Source organism: Bradyrhizobium sp. SOJA106, from assembly GCF_059448745.1.
The window spans coordinates 4,687,028-4,701,928 of record NZ_CM182549.1; the positions used below are offsets into that span (position 1 = coordinate 4,687,028).

The following is a 14,901-nucleotide window of genomic DNA, read 5'->3' on the forward strand; positions in this document are numbered from 1 at the left end:
GAACGAGGTCGTATCGAGACCGTTGACGATACGGCCAATTCGGCCAGATTCGCAATGACGCCTTCGCTCCTGCGCGATATAGAGCGAATGACAGGCAACGCGCAGGAATCAACGGGCATGGGATTGACTGCGACCAGGACACGATCGGCAACGGCGCGGCGCGAGGTGCCGAAATCGCGCGGCGGTCGGCCGACCAAGACCGCTGCGATCGAGCGCGACCAGCGGCTGATCGAGGTCGCCACCCGCCTGTTCCTGGACCGCGGCTTTGATGCGACCTCGCTCGATGCCGTGGCCGAAGCCGCGCGGGTCAGCAAGCCCACCGTCTACTCCCGTTACGGCGACAAGCGCGGCCTGTTTGCCGCCGTGCTGAGGCGCGAGATCGAGCGCTGGCTTGCACCGCTGTCGGCGGCGGCTGAGACGCAGCTCTCCAGCGCCTCGGATATTTCTGTCGAGCAGCGCCTGGTCGAGATCGGGCGCGAAATGCTGACCTTCACTTGCGGACCCGACGCTGTCGCTTTCAGCCGCATGATGACGTCGCAGGCCATCAACTTCCCCGACGTTGCCAAGCTCGGCAAGGAGGAAGGCTGGCTCAAGGCGGTCGCCACCACGGCGCGCTTCTTCGACCATCTTGTGGCGCAAGGCGCGCTCGACCTCGAGGACACGACGATCGCAGCGGAAGTATTCCTCGACGTCGTTGCCGGTCACACCCACCGCATGGCGACGTTCGGAACGGCGCTGGAACTGAAGGCCGCCGAGAAGCGCATGCGCGCCGCCATCAAGCTGTTCCTGGCCGGTGCGCTCGGCCCTGCCGACCGCGTCCAGGATGCCCCAAAGGGGACGCCGCGGCGGCGCCCGTCGTCCCGCTGACAATTACGTGAGCTTGCGATCTATCCCCTGGAGAACGCACCCTCGCCATTGACTGAAATGAAACGATACGGTATGGTTTAGTTATAGGTGAGACGGACCGCTTTTTTCACCAGCCCCCAAAGAGGTCGGTATCGCCCAGATCGCCGCGACGGGTACAGCCCGCCACGACGCTCCGCGGCCGGCCGATGCCCAAGGTCGGCCGCGAATTCTTTACGATCATCCGGCACACTCGCTGGCCGAGGGTTTCGCGCATGACGACAGCCAAACGATGGACCTCGCAACTGCTTGCCATCGCCTTGCCCACGCTGCTCCTCGCAGCGCCGGTACAGGCGACCGTGACCACGGGCACGCCAACGGCCCTTCGCGGCGAAACAGATGGTGATGCCGAGGCCGATCGCCAAGCGGTCAGCCGCGAGATCGAGCGCTTTCGCAGCTCGTCGATCTCGATCAGCCAGGCTATGGCAATTGCCGAGGCCCGTCACGCCGGCGCAACCACCGCGGATGTGAGTTTTGACGGCGGCTCCGGCGTGCCGGTGTATCGGGTCAAGACCGTGCACAACGACCGGATCTGGCGCCACACCATCAATGCGAGGACCGGCGAGCTCGTCGGCGGCGAGGCCGCCCTCCCCCTTGCCGAGCTCGACCTCGAGGACCGCGATACTCTCGCAGCGCTCGGCGCGATCAGGCACCGCCTTGCGGATGCGGTACGCGTTGCCGAGCGTGCAGCCTCGGGCAAGGCGATCAGCGGCGGATTGATCCGCGAACGCGGTCGGCTGAATTTTTCGATCGTCGTCGTCAGCGGCGACGACCTCAAGGAGGTCACCCTCGAGCCACCCGGCACCCGGGCCAAATAACTCCGCCACAATCCCGCCGAAAAGCCATTGACGGGCGCAAGACTCTCCCGCATAAGTCGCCGCCATGTTCACGACCACCAAACGCACGACCAAAACCACCACGGCCTTCGGGGCCCGGGGAGGCGTGCGCGCGTAGTCGTCGACTAAAACGCATCAGCTCGACCGAAGCCCCGCCCTCGATGGTCCGGGGCTTTTTTGTTGTCTCAATCGATCTCAATGGAGGACACAGTGAGTAACGATCCCGTCGTCGCGATTGTCGGCGTCACCGGTGCGGTGGGCGCCGAATTCATCGCCACCATGGACAAGCGCGGCTTCCGCGTCGGCAAGCTCAAGGCGCTGGCGAGCGCCCGCTCGGCCGGCAAGACGGTGTCGTTCCGAGGGCAGAATATCGTCATCGAGGAGCTGACCGAGCGCGCCTTCGAGGGCGTCGACATCGCGCTGTTCTCGGCCGGCAGTGGCATCTCCAAGACGTTCGCGCCGATCGCGGTCAAGTCAGGCGCCGTCGTCGTCGACAACTCCTCCGCCTTCCGCATGGATCCGAACGTGCCGCTCGTCATCCCCGAGGTCAACGCTGGCCGCATTCGCGACCAGAAGGGCATCATCGCCAACCCGAACTGCGCCGCGATCACCGCGCTGGTGCCGCTCTGGCCGATCCACCAGAAGAACCGCATCAAGCGCGTCATCATCTCGACCTACCAGGCGGCTTCCGGCGCCGGCGCCGCCGCGATGGAGGAGCTCGTCGAATCCACCCGCGCCAACCTCAACGGGCAGGTCTATACGCCCAAGGTGATGCCGCATCCCTACGCCTTCAATCTCTTCAACCACAATACGGCCATCGACCCTGAAACCGGCTACAACGACGAAGAGACCAAGGTCATCAAGGAGACCCGCAAGATCTTCGAGGACGACAAGATCGCCATCGGCGTCACCTGCGTCCGCGTGCCGGTGCTGCGCGCGCATTGCGAGGCCATCACCTTCGAATGCGAGAAGCCGATCACCGAGGACCAGGTCCGCGCCATCATGGCGCAGGCGCCCGGCGTGAAGATCGTCGACGATCGCGCCAACAACTACTTCCCGATGCCGATCGACGCGTCGGGACAGGACGACGTCCTGGTCGGCCGCATCCGCAAGGACCTCAGCGATCCCAGTGGGCATTCGATCTCGATGTTCGTGGCCGCCGATCAGCTGCTCAAGGGCGCGGCGCTGAACGCCGTGCAGATCGCCGAGCTCTTGCCGCAGCGAGTGATGGCGTAACAGAAAGTGCGTAGGGTGGATTAGCCGAAGGCGTAATCCACCTCTTTAGTGTCCACGGGATGGAGAAGTGGTGGGTTACGCCTTGCTAACCCACCCTACGGCTCTGCCCGAAACAGCAAACACGCATCGCCATACGAGTAGAATCGGTAGCCGCTCGCGATCGCGTGTGCATAGGCCCGTTTCATCGTCTCCAGCCCCGAAAACGCCGACACCAACATGAAAAGCGTCGACTTCGGCAGGTGGAAATTCGTCATCAGCACGTCGACGGCGCGGAAGCGGTAGCCGGGCGTGATGAAGATCGAGGTCTCCGCTGCGAACGGCCGGATGATGCCGTCCTCGCTGGCCGCACTCTCCAGCAGCCGCAATGACGTGGTGCCGACAGCCACGATGCGGCCGCCGTTTCTCCGCGCGCTGTTGAGCCGCTCGGCCGTCTCGGCCGAGATCGTGCCCCACTCGGCATGCATCTTGTGGCCTTCGGTGTCGTCCGCCTTCACGGGAAGGAACGTCCCTGCCCCGACATGCAGCGTGACGCGGTTGACGCCGACGCCGCGCGCGTGCAGCGCCTGCTCCAGCGCCGGGGTGAAATGCAGCCCCGCGGTGGGAGCAGCGACTGCGCCTTCGTTGGCCGCGAACATGGTCTGGTAGTCGGTAAAATCCTGGTCGTCCGGCGTGCGCTTGGAGGCGATGTAGGGCGGCAGCGGCGGGCTGCCGAGATCGGCGATGGCCTGGTCGAGGGCGGGCCCGTGGAACGAGAACGACAGCGTCACCTCGCCCTCGGCGCCCTTGGCTTCGACCTCGGCATCGAGATGGCCGAGCAGGCAGACCTTGCCTTCGTTGCCGAAGCGGATGCGGTCGCCGGCCGTGAGCTTCTTCGCCGGCTTCACCAGCGCCTGCCAGCGCGAGCCGTCGAGCCGCTTGATCAGCGTCGCCTCGATCTTCGGCTCGGTCTCGCGGCCGATGCGGCGGCCCTTCAATTGCGCCGCGATCACCTTGGTGTCGTTGACGACGAGCTGGTCGCCCGACCTCAACCATTGCGGCAGATCGGCGATGGTCTGATCGCGCAGTGCGCCGTTCTCCACCACCAGCATCTTCGCGGAGTCGCGCGGGCTCGCCGGGCGCAACGCGATGCGCTCGGCGGGCAGGTCGAAATCGAAGAGGTCGGTGCGCATGGTCCGCTATGGCATCATTCCGGGGCGCGCAAGGCGCGAGCCCGGAATCTCGAGGTTCCGGGTTCGGCTCTACGAGCCGCCCCGGAACGACGACACATGCTTACTCCTTGTCGATGGCCATCCGCGCCTTGACGATCTTGTCGGGGTTCTGCACCGGCTCGCCGCGCTTGATCTTGTCGACGTTCTCCATGCCCTCGGTGACCTTGCCCCACACCGTGTACTGGTTGTCGAGAAAACGAGCATCGTCGAAGCAGATGAAGAATTGGCTGTCCCCGGAATCGGGGTTGGCGGCGCGCGCCATCGAGGCGGTGCCGCGCACATGCGGCTCCTTGTTGAATTCGGCCTTCAGCTTCTTGCCGGAGCCGCCGGTGCCGGTGCCGTGCGGGCAGCCGGTCTGCGCCATGAAGCCCTCGATGACACGGTGGAACACGATGCCGTCGTAGAATCCTTCGCGGACCAGCTCCTTGATGCGCGCAACATGGCCGGGCGCGAGGTCAGGCCGCATCTCGATGGTAACGGGGCCCTGCGTGGTCTCGAGGATAAGGGTGTTTTCGGTGACGCTCATGCTCGTCTCTCTTGTGTTGGAGGTGAAGTCTTGTCAGGTGACGTTTTGCGGTTGCGGAACTGGATCGCGAATGGACGTCCCGCGGCGGCGCCGGCCATTGCATCGGTAAATGGCATCGGCGTGCAGCGTTGCAACGCCTCCATCACCGCGATCCGGTATTGCAGCCGGTCATTGTCGGAGGCCTCCGCGGATTCATAGGTAATCCTCGGATGGCCCAGAATGTTTCCGGACCGGTTAAAGCTCACGACGACGGTGATGTCGAGTGGGCGAGCCTTGGTCGGCGGCGGCGGCTTCCAGCAGGTCCGCAAGTGCTCGAAGACCTCCTTGATGGTGTTGACCTGCGCGTCCTCCGCGGCCGCGCCACAAGTGCCAAGCAGCAGCGCCGCGGCAGCGAACACGAGCCTGTCGCCGCGGCGCGCCATCACCTCGGCTACTTGATGTCGGAGGCGACTTGCACCTTCACCATCTTGTCGGGATCAGTGACGGTGCCGCCGGGCGAGCCGGGCGGAGCCTTCTTCAGCTTGTCGACGACGTCCATGCCCTGCACCACCTCGCCGATTACGGTGTACTGGCCGTCGAGGCTGCCGCCATCGGCGAACATGATGAAGAACTGCGAGTTGGCGCTGTCGACGCTGTCGCCGCGCCGGGCCATGCCGACGATACCACGCGCGAAATGCACCTTGGAGAATTCCTGCTTCAGATTCGGATATTTCGAGCCGCCGGTGCCGTTGCCGTTCTGGCCGTCGCCAGTCTGGGCCATGAAGCCGTCCATGACGCGGTGGAACGGCACGTTGTTGTAGAAGCCTTCGCGCGCCAGCTGCTTGAGGCGTTCGGCGTGCTGGGGCGCGATGTCGGTGCGCAGCTTGATCACGATGCGGCCCTTGGTGGTGTCGATGACCAGCGCATTGGCCTTGTCGAGATTGGCCGGCAGCTGCTGCGCCATCGCCGGCGCCGTGCCCCAGGGGACGGCCACGAGCGCGACGAACATCGTGGCAAGAATTGCGAGACGACGGATCATGGAAACTCCGGATCAGGTGAGATGAAAAAGCGCGCCGTTATCCGGCGAATTTTGCCTTGAGCTGGGATGCAACGAGCGGCGGGACGAAGGCCGAGACATCTCCGCCCATGCCGGCGATCTGACGCACCAATGTGCCGGTAATCGGGCGCACCAGCGGAGAGGCCGGCAGGAAGACAGTTTGCACCTCGGGCGCCATGGTGCCGTTCATGCCGGCGAGTTGCATCTCGTAGTCGAGGTCAGTGCCGTCGCGCAGGCCCCGGATCATGATGGTCGCACCGTATTTGCGCGCCGCGGTGACCGCGAGATCGTCATAGGTCACGGCCTCGAGCGTGCAGCCGACTTGGGCTGCCACCGGCCCGCAGACGTCATGGAGCATCTTGAGCCGCTCCTCGCTCGAAAACAGCGGCTTCTTGCCGGGATGGATCCCCACCGCGACCACCAGCCGGTCGCACAAGAGGACGCTGCTCCGGACCACGTCCAGATGGCCGTTGGTGATGGGGTCGAAGGAACCGGGGTAGAACGCAATGCGCGGCATAGCCACGTCCTACCGCGCCCGGCCCGGCCCGGCAAGCCGGGCAGGTCCCCTGCCCGTTCGCTGCGGATTCTGCGGCCTATCCTGTCGGCAGCGGCTCGTTTGTTTCGTCCTTGGGGCGGCCACGAAACAAAACGGAGCGGGAACGAAACCATTTCCGGCTTCCGCGAAGACGTCCGGAAACTGGCCATGGTTACTAATCCGCCCAACAAACGGCGGGCCGCACAACCGGGCGTCGCGGCCGCATCACAGGGGACCGTCAATGATCAAGACCATCTCGGCCATCGGTGTTGCTGCGTGTGTTGCTGCCGCCCTCACCCTCCTGCCCGGCTTTGCCCCGACCGTCGAGGCCAGCGTCCCGCAGCCGCTTGCCAAGAGCGACCGTCTCGATATCCGCACCATCGGCAAGGACTGCTCGCAGCAGGCTTGGCCGAACTTCGAAGCCTCGTGCCTGCGCCGCGCCGGCACCAAGGCCAATGTCCGCGAGGCGCGCCTCGTGACCGCCGACCGCACGCCCTAATTGCGGTTGTCAGCTCCGCGTCAGGGAGGCTTCCTGATATAAATTTCATGGATATTTGCGACGTCTCGTCGCAGACTGTCTGATGTTCGCGTCCGTCGGACTGGCCCGCCGGGCGCGATCCCATCAGGGGGTCGCCATTGTCCAGTACGCCCGCAATCGCCTCCGGCCACCATCCTGATCCGCTGCCGCTTGCCATGACCATGGGCGCCCTTGGGGTGGTCTATGGCGATATCGGCACCAGCCCTCTTTACGCGCTTAAGGAAGCCGCCAAGGCGGCGGCTCATGGCGGAACGCTAAGTCACGAGGCGGTCCTCGGCGTTGCATCGCTGATCCTCTGGGCCCTGCTGCTGATCATCTCACTGAAATACGCGTTGCTGATCCTGCGCGCGGACAACCGCGGCGAAGGCGGCATCGTTGCGCTGCTGGCCCTGCTGCATGCCCGGCACGCCCAGCCGGGCACTTGGCGCGCGCATCTGCTTGTGGTCGGGCTCATCGGCGCCGCTCTGCTCTATGGCGACGGCGCCATCACGCCGGCGATCTCGGTGCTATCAGCCATCGAAGGCCTCAAGGTCGACGCGCCTTCGCTCTCGCCTGTTGTCGTGCCCATCACGATCGCCATCCTGGTCGGCCTGTTCATCATGCAGAAGCAGGGCACCGGCTTCATCGGCCGCATTTTCGGCCCGGTGATGCTGGCCTGGTTCGCGGTGTTGGCCGCGCTCGGCATCCACGGCATCATCAAGGCCCCGGCCGTGCTGGCCGCGCTCAGCCCGCTCTACGCGTTCGACTTCCTGATTCATCAGGATTTCCACGTCTCGTTCGCGATCCTCGGTGCCGCCTTCCTCGCGGTGACCGGTGGCGAAGCGATGTATGCCGACATGGGCCATTTCGGCCGCCTGCCGATCCGGCTCGCCTGGTTTGCGATCTGCCTGCCTGCGCTGGTGCTGAACTATTTCGGCCAGGCCGCGCTGCTGATCACCGATCCCGCGATGATCGAGAACCCGTTCTTTCAGCTCTGCCCCGACGCCCTGCATTATCCGCTGGTCGCGTTCTCGGCCGTGGCGACCGTGATCGCTTCGCAGGCGATCATCTCCGGCGTGTTCTCGCTGACCCAGCAATCGATCCAGCTCGGCTTCCTGCCGCGCATGCAGATCCGCCACACCCAGAGTGACGCGATCGGCCAGATCTACGTGCCGCTGGTGAACTGGCTGCTCGCGGCCGCAACCTTGGGCGCGGTCCTGAGCTTCGGCTCCTCGGACGCTCTCGCCGGGGCCTATGGCATCGCGGTGTCGCTGCTGATGGCGATCACCACGCTGCTCGCCGCACTGGTCGCGATCCAGTGGGGCTTTTCGCCCTGGCTCGTCGTGGCTGTGAACGGCTTCTTCTTCGTCATCGATCTGATCTTCTTCGCCGCGAACTCGATCAAGCTATTCGAGGGCGGCTGGTTTCCGCTTCTGCTCGCCGGCCTCGTGGCCTTCCTGATGCTGACCTGGCGTGCTGGCGTGAAGCTGGTCGAAGCTGCGCGCGCCCGGCTGCGCCAGCCCGAGGAGGACCTGATCGAGACCGCCGTGAACAAGTGCCGCGCCAGGTTGCCCGGGACCGCCGCGTTCCTGGCGTCCGCGCCACGGGGCGTGCCGCTCGCGCTGACCCAGTTCGTCAAGCACAACCACGTGCTGCACGAGCGCGTGCTGCTGGTGACGGTGCTGATCGAGGAGTCTCCGCACATCCCGGACGAGGAGCGCGCCGAGGTGATCGAGATCATCCCCGGCATCACACGCGTCATCCTGCACTACGGCTTCATGCAGAACCCCACGATCTACGAGGGATTGGGGCTCGTCTGCCGCCAAGGCAAGCTGCCCGGCATCGATCTCGCCGATGTCACCTATTATGTCGGTCGCGAGACCATCATCCCGCGCGAGGACGTGCCTGGCATGTGGGTGTGGCGCGAAGGCCTGTTCGCCTTCCTCCAGCGCAACGCCGAACGCTCCGCCGCATTCTTCGGCGTGCCGACCAGGCAGGTGGTGGAGTTCGGTACGGAGCTGGAGATCTAGCGAATGGCGAATGGCCGATAGCGAACGGACAATGCTCCATTCGCTATCCGCCCTCACTATTCGCCATTGCCATTGCCGTTGCCGTTCTCGGCCTCTTCGGTGATGTGCTCGACCGAGACGACGTGCTCGTCCTCGGCGGTGTCGAACACGATCACGCCCTGCGTCGAGCGGCCAGCAATGCGGATGCCTTCGACCGGGCAGCGGATCAGCTGGCCCTTGTCGGTGACGAGCATGATCTGGTCCGCATCCTCCACGGGGAAGGACGCGACGAGGTTGCCGTTGCGGCTGTTGACGCTCATGGCGACGATGCCTTTGCCGCCGCGCCCCGTGGTGCGGTACTCGTAGGACGAGGTCCGCTTGCCGTAGCCGTTGACGGAGACGGTCAGCACCACCTGCTCCTGCGCCGACATCTCGACATAACGCTCCTGGGCGAGCTGGAAGCTGCCGGAGGTCTCCTCGGCCTCGGTATCCGCCGCCGCCTCGTCAGCCGCCGCTTCGCCGGCGACCGCGCGGCGCATCTTCAGGTAAGCTGAACGCTCGTCGGAGGTGGTCTCGACATGGCGCAGGATCGCCAGCGAGATCACCTTGTCGCCCTCGCCGAGCGCAATGCCACGCACGCCCATCGAGGTGCGCCCGGTGAATACGCGCACGTCGGGGACCGGGAAGCGGATGCATTGGCCGCCGGCAGCGGTCAGCAGCACGTCATCGCGCTCGGTGCAGATCTGGACGTCGACGATCGCTTCGCCGTCGTCGAGCTTCATGGCGATGATGCCGGAGCGGCGGACGTCGACGAAGTCGGACAGCTTGTTGCGCCGGACATTGCCGCCCGTCGTCGCGAACATCACGTCGAGCTGGCCCCAGGTGGACTCGTCTTCGGGCAGCGGCATGATGGTGGTGATGCGCTCGCCCTGTTCCAGCGGCAGGATATTGATCATCGCCTTGCCGCGCGCGTTGGGAGCTGCCATCGGCAGCCGCCAGACCTTCTCCTTGTAGACCTGGCCGCGCGAGGAGAAGAACAGCACCGGAGTATGAGTCGAGGCCACAAAGAGCCGGCTGACGAAATCCTCGTCGCGGGTCTGCATGCCGGCGCGGCCCTTGCCGCCGCGGCGCTGGGCCCGATAGGCCGACAGCGGCACGCGCTTGACGTAGCCGGCGTGCGAGACGGTGACGACCATGTCCTCGCGCTGGATCAGGTCCTCGTCCTCGACCTCGCCCTCCTGCTCCATGATCACGGTCTTGCGCGGCGTGGCGAACTCCGCCTTCACCTCCGCAAGCTCAGTCTTGATGATGTCGAGGATGCGCCCACGCGAGCGCAGGATCTCGAGATAATCGCCGATCTCGCCGGCAAGCTTTGCCAGTTCCTCGCCGATTTCGTCGCGGCCGAGCGCGGTGAGGCGTGCGAGGCGCAGCTCGAGGATCGCCCTCGCCTGCTCCAGCGACAGGCGGATGGTGCCGTCCTCGTTGATGCGATGGCGGGGATCGTCGATCAGCGTGATGATGTCCTCGACGTCGCGCGCCGGCCAGTCGCGCGTCATCAGGGTTTCGCGGGCAGCCGCCGGTGTCGGCGAGTGCCTGATGACCTTGATGATCTCGTCGATATTGGCGACTGCGATGGCAAGCCCGACCTGCTCATGCGCGCGCTCGCGCGCCTTGCGCAGCTTGTACTTGGTCCGGCGGGTGACGACCTGTTCGCGGAAACCGACGAAGATCGTCAGCATGTCCTTCAGGTTCATCGTCTGCGGACGACCACTGTCGAGCGCGACGGCGTTGACGCCGAAGCTGGTTTGCAGCGGCGTGAACTTGTAGAGCTGATTGAGCACCACGTCGGGCACGGCATCGCGCTTGAGCTCGACCACGACGCGGTAGCCGTCGCGATCGGATTCGTCGCGCAGGTCGGCGATGCCCTCGATCTTCTTTTCCTTGTAGAGCTCGGCGATGCGCTCGACCATCGTCGCCTTGTTCACCTGATAGGGGATCTCGGTGATGACGATCGCCTCGCGCTCCTTGCGGATCGTCTCGAAGGTGACCTTGCCGCGCATCACGATGGAGCCACGGCCGAGGTGATAGGCGCTGCGGATGCCCTGGCGTCCCAGGATGATGCCGCCGGTGGGGAAATCCGGGCCGGGGATGATGTTGTTGAGCTCGTCGATCGTCAGCGCCGGATTGTCGATCAACGCGAGGCAGGCATCGATCACCTCGCCGAGATTGTGCGGCGGAATGTTAGTGGCCATGCCGACGGCAATGCCGCCGGCGCCATTGACGAGCAGGTTCGGGAACCGCGCCGGCAAAACCACCGGCTCCTTGGTCGAACCGTCGTAGTTATCCTGAAAGTCGACGGTTTCGTTATCGATGTCGTCGAGCAGCTTCAGCGCGATCTTGGCCAGGCGCGACTCGGTGTAGCGCATCGCCGCCGGCGGATCGCCGTCGACGGAGCCGAAATTGCCCTGCCCGTCGACCAGCAGCTCGCGCATCGAGAAAGGCTGCGCCATGCGCACCAACGCATCATAGATCGCCTGGTCGCCATGCGGATGGTATTGGCCCATGACGTCGCCGACGATACCGGCCGACTTCTTGTGCTTCTTGTCGGGCGTGTAGCCTTTCTCGTTCATCGCGAACAGGATGCGGCGATGCACCGGCTTCAGGCCGTCGCGTGCATCGGGCAGCGCGCGCGACACGATCACGCTCATGGCGTAATCGAGGTAGGACTTCTTCATCTCGTCGAGGATGGAGACGGGGCGAATGTCCGAGGGTTGCGCCGGCTGGTCGCCGGGCTTGTTGTCGTCGTCAGCCAAGGGGAAATCCGGTGAGGTTTATCTGGGAATCATATAGCGCATCGACGCCCCGATAACCACCCTTACGGCCCGTCCCAAGGTGCTTTTTCCGCTCATTCTTCCAATAACTTAAGCCCCTGCGACCGCCACTTGGGCGGCTTCCGGAGCAGCTTGCAGGAATTGCGCTTTGGCCCCTGTCAAACCGGGCGGCAGGAGCCCCGGCGAGCCCGCTGGCCGGGCGCGATCCGAGTTCATCCCAAACGTGAAGCGGGCCCGGAAGTCCCGAGCCCGTCCCGCCAATTAGTACGATCTGCTGACCTCGCGTGGAACGCGCCGCCCGATCCGGCCCGTTGTCGCGGGGTGGCCCGCCTCAGAACGGGATATCGTCGTCCATGTCGCTGTTGCGGCCACCGCCGCCGGCAGCCACGGGACGGCGCGGCGCGCTGCTGACGGGACCCGAGGAGCCGAAATCGCCGCCCGGCTCGTCGCCGAAGCTGCCGCCTCCTCCGCCCCCGCCGCGACCATCGAGCATCGTCAGCGTCGAGTTGAAGCCCTGCAGCACGACCTCGGTGGAGTACTTCTCAACGCCGCTCTGGTCGGTCCATTTGCGGGTCTGCAGCGCGCCCTCGATGTAAACCTTGGCGCCCTTCTTCAGGTACTGCTCGGCGACCTTGCAGAGACCTTCGTTGAAGATCACCACGCGGTGCCACTCGGTCTTTTCCTTGCGTTCGCCGCTGTTCTTGTCGCGCCAGGTCTCCGAGGTGGCGATGCTCAAATTCGCGATCGGCCGCCCGTCCTGGGTGCGGCGGATTTCGGGGTCCTTGCCGAGGTTTCCAACCAGAATGACCTTGTTGACGCTTCCCGCCATCGCCGCTCTCCACTCCAAATGCCATTGAATGTCAAAAGGCCGAACCCGCCCGCCGCGAAGCTCCGCCGCCCCGTTGAGCCGACCTATACGCTCGCGCGGGGTGATCAGCCCGTCGCCCCTCAGGTTATCCCCACATATAGCATCAGCCCTTGGCTTGTTCCAGATTTGTTCTTGTGCAGATCGCACTCAACGCGCGGCAGGACCGGGCGGAGGTGGCGTCAAAAATAGCAAGCGTCGGATGGAACTTTTTCCGGTTCCCGGCAACGGGCAAAAGCGCTTAACATTCATCAAGTTAGAAACGCCTCAGATGGTCCCTGACTGTTGCATTTCGGAGACGGACTCTGCCTCACCATTGAGCTACGGTTGCCTTGGAATTGAGTCCATATGGGCGTCGCGCCTGATCAACCGTTTCGGGGACTTCGAGAAGCGGACGAAACTGGGGAGACTGCAATGAATAAGATTTTGTTTGGTGCAATCAGTGCAATAGCGTTGGGCCTGTCGGCTCCCGCAAGCGCGGCGGATCTCGCGGCGCGTCCCTACACCAAGGCTCCGGCACCGGTGGTGGCGACCGTTTACGACTGGAGCGGCTTCTACATCGGCATCAACGGTGGCTGGGGTACGAGCCGCAATTGCTGGGATTTCGTGACACCGGTCGTCGGCACGCTGATCACAGACGGCTGCCATGACGCGTCGGGCGGCACGGTCGGCGGTCAAATCGGATATCGTTGGCAATCCGCCAACTGGGTGTTTGGCCTGGAAGGCCAGGGCAACTGGGCTGACTTCAGCGGAAACAACATCAGCCCGACTGCCCCGGGTCAGCAGAACCGTACTCGGATCGATGCCTTCGGCCTGATTACCGGCCAGGTCGGCTATGCCTGGAATAACGTTCTGTTCTACGTAAAGGGTGGTGGCGCGGTCGTGGGCGACAAATACGACCTCATCGTCGCGCCAGGTTTCGTGGGTGCAGGCACTACCTTCGGATCGGCCCGGGAAACCCGCTGGGGCGGAACGGTCGGCGCCGGTCTCGAATTTGGCTTCGCTCCAAACTGGTCGGTAGGCGTCGAGTACGATCACATCTTCCTCGGCAGTCGTAACGTCGACTTCACCCTCGGCGGCGTTCTCGTCCAGACCGAACGCGTCCGCCAGGACGTCGATATGGGTCTCGTTCGTATCAATTATCGCTGGGGTGGCCCGGTCATCGCGAAATACTGATATCCATCTGACATCATTCACAGATCAAAGGCCGGCCTTGCGCCGGCTTTTTTTTTGCGTGATCCCGAGCTGCGACAATCTGCCAACAATTATGACGTTTTGCAGCTGTTGTGGCTTTTGAGAGACACAACTTGCGGATTTGGTGGTGTAAGCACGGCGCCAGTTGGACCACGGCGTCCGATACCCTTCTGCACGCGGAAGGCAACAACAGAAACTGGGACTGGGATTTTGGTTGAAATGAAGAAAGTTTTGTTGGCTTCGGCCTGTTTGTTCGCTCTGGCTGCCCCCGCGTCGGCGGCTGATCTCGCGGCCCGCCCGTACACCAAGGCTCCGGTCGCAGTGGCCTCGGTCTACAACTGGACCGGCTTCTATCTCGGTATCGTCGGCGGCGGCGCTTGGGAAAACGCTTCGGGCGACCCGAAGATGAAGGGTGGCTTCGTCGGCGGCACCGCCGGCTACAACTGGCAGACCGGCAACGTCGTGTTCGGCATCGAGGCCGACGGCGCCTGGGCTGACGTCAGCGCCACGGCGACCGGCGCGACCGCTGTCCCCGGCTTCGGCGTTGTGACCGCAACCGCCAGCTCGAAGACCGACGCGATGGGCACTGTGCGTGGCCGCATCGGCTGGGCCGTCAACAACGTCCTGCTCTACGGCACGGGCGGCTACGCCTGGATCGACAACAAGATCACCCTCTCGGCGCTCGGCGTGAGCGCGTCGGACAGCAAGTGGCACTCCGGCTGGACCGTCGGCGCGGGCGTCGAAGCGTTCATCGCGCCGCAGTGGTCGATCAAGGGCGAATACCTGTATCGCAGCCTCGGCGGCGAGACCTACTTCGCCGGCGCCCTGCCCACCGGCACGCTCAACTTCCACACCGTGCAGGTCGGCGTGAACTATCACTTCGGCGGCCCGATCGTCGCGAAGTACTGAGCTTCGTCTCACGACCGACGTCATATCGTCACGAAAGGCCGGCCTCGCGCCGGCCTTTTTGTTTTTCGCGCGCCGCTGATTGGCGCCGGTCACGTGCGGATTCCCCAAACCCGCACTCGACGCTTCGCCTGTTCCAGATCCCTCACTCCTGCCAGATGCCGCCAGCGCGCCAACAATCCGTTGACGATTCGCAAAGTCCACTGGAAATCCGCGCTCGTTCTTCCTACGTTCGCTGCCATACCCATCGGCGCCGTTCCCGGTTCCGGGCGAAGCGCGCCTCCAGCGTCGGCGCGCTC

Annotated in this window: 14 protein-coding genes; 7 read left to right on the forward strand and 7 right to left on the reverse strand. The window is 64.5% G+C overall.

The window, feature by feature from the left end; all coding sequences use genetic code 11:
• Positions 1–117: 117 nt before the first annotated feature.
• From AC5V87_RS21665 to AC5V87_RS21675, 3 genes are all read left to right on the forward strand, one after another.
• A complete protein-coding gene (locus AC5V87_RS21665; protein ID WP_495367707.1) occupies positions 118–867 on the forward strand; it encodes a TetR/AcrR family transcriptional regulator in 750 nt (249 codons plus the stop codon).
• A 251-nt stretch (positions 868–1,118) separates the two neighbouring features.
• A complete protein-coding gene (locus tag AC5V87_RS21670; protein WP_495367708.1) occupies positions 1,119–1,721 on the forward strand; it encodes a PepSY domain-containing protein in 603 nt (200 codons plus the stop codon).
• Between the two features lie 216 nt (positions 1,722–1,937).
• Positions 1,938–2,975 carry an aspartate-semialdehyde dehydrogenase gene (locus AC5V87_RS21675; RefSeq protein WP_495367709.1) on the forward strand — a complete coding sequence of 346 codons (1,038 nt, stop codon included), beginning with the start codon at positions 1,938–1,940 and terminating at the stop codon, positions 2,973–2,975.
• 95 nt (positions 2,976–3,070) lie between these two features.
• Here the strand turns inward: AC5V87_RS21675 and queA are convergent, their stop codons facing one another.
• The 5 genes from queA to coaD form a co-directional block, all read right to left on the reverse strand.
• A complete protein-coding gene (gene queA / locus AC5V87_RS21680) occupies positions 3,071–4,144 on the reverse strand; it encodes a tRNA preQ1(34) S-adenosylmethionine ribosyltransferase-isomerase QueA (protein ID WP_495367710.1) in 1,074 nt (357 codons plus the stop codon).
• Between the two features lie 100 nt (positions 4,145–4,244).
• Positions 4,245–4,709: a peptidylprolyl isomerase gene (locus tag AC5V87_RS21685; protein ID WP_194461990.1), complete on the reverse strand. Its 465-nt coding sequence runs from the start codon at positions 4,707–4,709 to the stop codon at positions 4,245–4,247.
• Entirely contained in the window at positions 4,706–5,131 is a 426-nt protein-coding gene (locus AC5V87_RS21690; protein WP_495367711.1) for a UCP034077 family protein, read from the reverse strand. Before AC5V87_RS21690 ends, AC5V87_RS21685 begins: the two co-directional genes overlap by 4 nt.
• Positions 5,132–5,139: 8 nt before the next feature.
• Entirely contained in the window at positions 5,140–5,727 is a 588-nt protein-coding gene (locus AC5V87_RS21695; protein WP_456838360.1) for a peptidylprolyl isomerase, read from the reverse strand.
• A 37-nt stretch (positions 5,728–5,764) separates the two neighbouring features.
• Complete coding sequence (coaD, locus tag AC5V87_RS21700; protein ID WP_495367712.1) at positions 5,765–6,262, reverse strand: pantetheine-phosphate adenylyltransferase; 498 nt, start codon at positions 6,260–6,262, stop codon at positions 5,765–5,767.
• 259 nt (positions 6,263–6,521) lie between these two features.
• Here coaD and AC5V87_RS21705 point away from each other — a divergent pair, with 259 nt between their 5' ends.
• Positions 6,522–6,779, forward strand: a complete 258-nt coding sequence (locus AC5V87_RS21705; protein ID WP_456838358.1) for a hypothetical protein — start codon at positions 6,522–6,524, stop codon at positions 6,777–6,779.
• 194 nt (positions 6,780–6,973) lie between these two features.
• Positions 6,974–8,827: a potassium transporter Kup gene (locus tag AC5V87_RS21710; RefSeq protein WP_456843332.1), complete on the forward strand. Its 1,854-nt coding sequence runs from the start codon at positions 6,974–6,976 to the stop codon at positions 8,825–8,827.
• 56 nt (positions 8,828–8,883) lie between these two features.
• Here AC5V87_RS21710 and gyrA read toward each other — a convergent pair whose 3' ends face one another.
• On the reverse strand, positions 8,884–11,619 hold the full coding sequence (gyrA, locus tag AC5V87_RS21715; protein WP_456838357.1) for a DNA gyrase subunit A: 2,736 nt from the start codon (positions 11,617–11,619) through the stop codon (positions 8,884–8,886).
• A gap of 349 nt (positions 11,620–11,968) precedes the next feature.
• Positions 11,969–12,466, reverse strand: a complete 498-nt coding sequence (locus AC5V87_RS21720; RefSeq protein WP_018317913.1) for a single-stranded DNA-binding protein — start codon at positions 12,464–12,466, stop codon at positions 11,969–11,971.
• A 450-nt stretch (positions 12,467–12,916) separates the two neighbouring features.
• On the opposite strand from AC5V87_RS21720, the gene AC5V87_RS21725 reads away from it, so the two are divergent.
• Together AC5V87_RS21725 and AC5V87_RS21730 are read left to right on the forward strand one after the other, a co-directional pair.
• Positions 12,917–13,678 carry an outer membrane protein gene (locus AC5V87_RS21725; protein ID WP_456838355.1) on the forward strand — a complete coding sequence of 254 codons (762 nt, stop codon included), beginning with the start codon at positions 12,917–12,919 and terminating at the stop codon, positions 13,676–13,678.
• A gap of 237 nt (positions 13,679–13,915) precedes the next feature.
• Positions 13,916–14,605, forward strand: coding sequence for an outer membrane protein (locus tag AC5V87_RS21730; RefSeq protein ID WP_456838354.1), 690 nt, complete (start codon positions 13,916–13,918; stop codon positions 14,603–14,605).
• Positions 14,606–14,901 lie beyond the last annotated feature (296 nt).

What these genes read in the sequence shown, in the direction of transcription:
- AC5V87_RS21665 (WP_495367707.1), top strand. Translation starts at nt 118, where the DNA reads ATGGGATTGACTGCGACCAGGACACGATCGGCAACGGCGCGGCGCGAG.
- coaD (WP_495367712.1), bottom strand. Translation starts at nt 6,262, where the DNA reads ATGCCGCGCATTGCGTTCTACCCCGGTTCCTTCGACCCCATCACCAAC.
- AC5V87_RS21695 (WP_456838360.1), bottom strand. Translation starts at nt 5,727, where the DNA reads ATGATCCGTCGTCTCGCAATTCTTGCCACGATGTTCGTCGCGCTCGTG.
- AC5V87_RS21725 (WP_456838355.1), top strand. Translation starts at nt 12,917, where the DNA reads ATGAATAAGATTTTGTTTGGTGCAATCAGTGCAATAGCGTTGGGCCTG.
- AC5V87_RS21670 (WP_495367708.1), top strand. Translation starts at nt 1,119, where the DNA reads ATGACGACAGCCAAACGATGGACCTCGCAACTGCTTGCCATCGCCTTG.
- AC5V87_RS21675 (WP_495367709.1), top strand. Translation starts at nt 1,938, where the DNA reads ATGGAGGACACAGTGAGTAACGATCCCGTCGTCGCGATTGTCGGCGTC.
- AC5V87_RS21690 (WP_495367711.1), bottom strand. Translation starts at nt 5,131, where the DNA reads ATGGCGCGCCGCGGCGACAGGCTCGTGTTCGCTGCCGCGGCGCTGCTG.
- AC5V87_RS21685 (WP_194461990.1), bottom strand. Translation starts at nt 4,709, where the DNA reads ATGAGCGTCACCGAAAACACCCTTATCCTCGAGACCACGCAGGGCCCC.
- AC5V87_RS21705 (WP_456838358.1), top strand. Translation starts at nt 6,522, where the DNA reads ATGATCAAGACCATCTCGGCCATCGGTGTTGCTGCGTGTGTTGCTGCC.
- AC5V87_RS21730 (WP_456838354.1), top strand. Translation starts at nt 13,916, where the DNA reads ATGAAGAAAGTTTTGTTGGCTTCGGCCTGTTTGTTCGCTCTGGCTGCC.
- queA (WP_495367710.1), bottom strand. Translation starts at nt 4,144, where the DNA reads ATGCGCACCGACCTCTTCGATTTCGACCTGCCCGCCGAGCGCATCGCG.
- AC5V87_RS21720 (WP_018317913.1), bottom strand. Translation starts at nt 12,466, where the DNA reads ATGGCGGGAAGCGTCAACAAGGTCATTCTGGTTGGAAACCTCGGCAAG.
- AC5V87_RS21710 (WP_456843332.1), top strand. Translation starts at nt 6,974, where the DNA reads ATGACCATGGGCGCCCTTGGGGTGGTCTATGGCGATATCGGCACCAGC.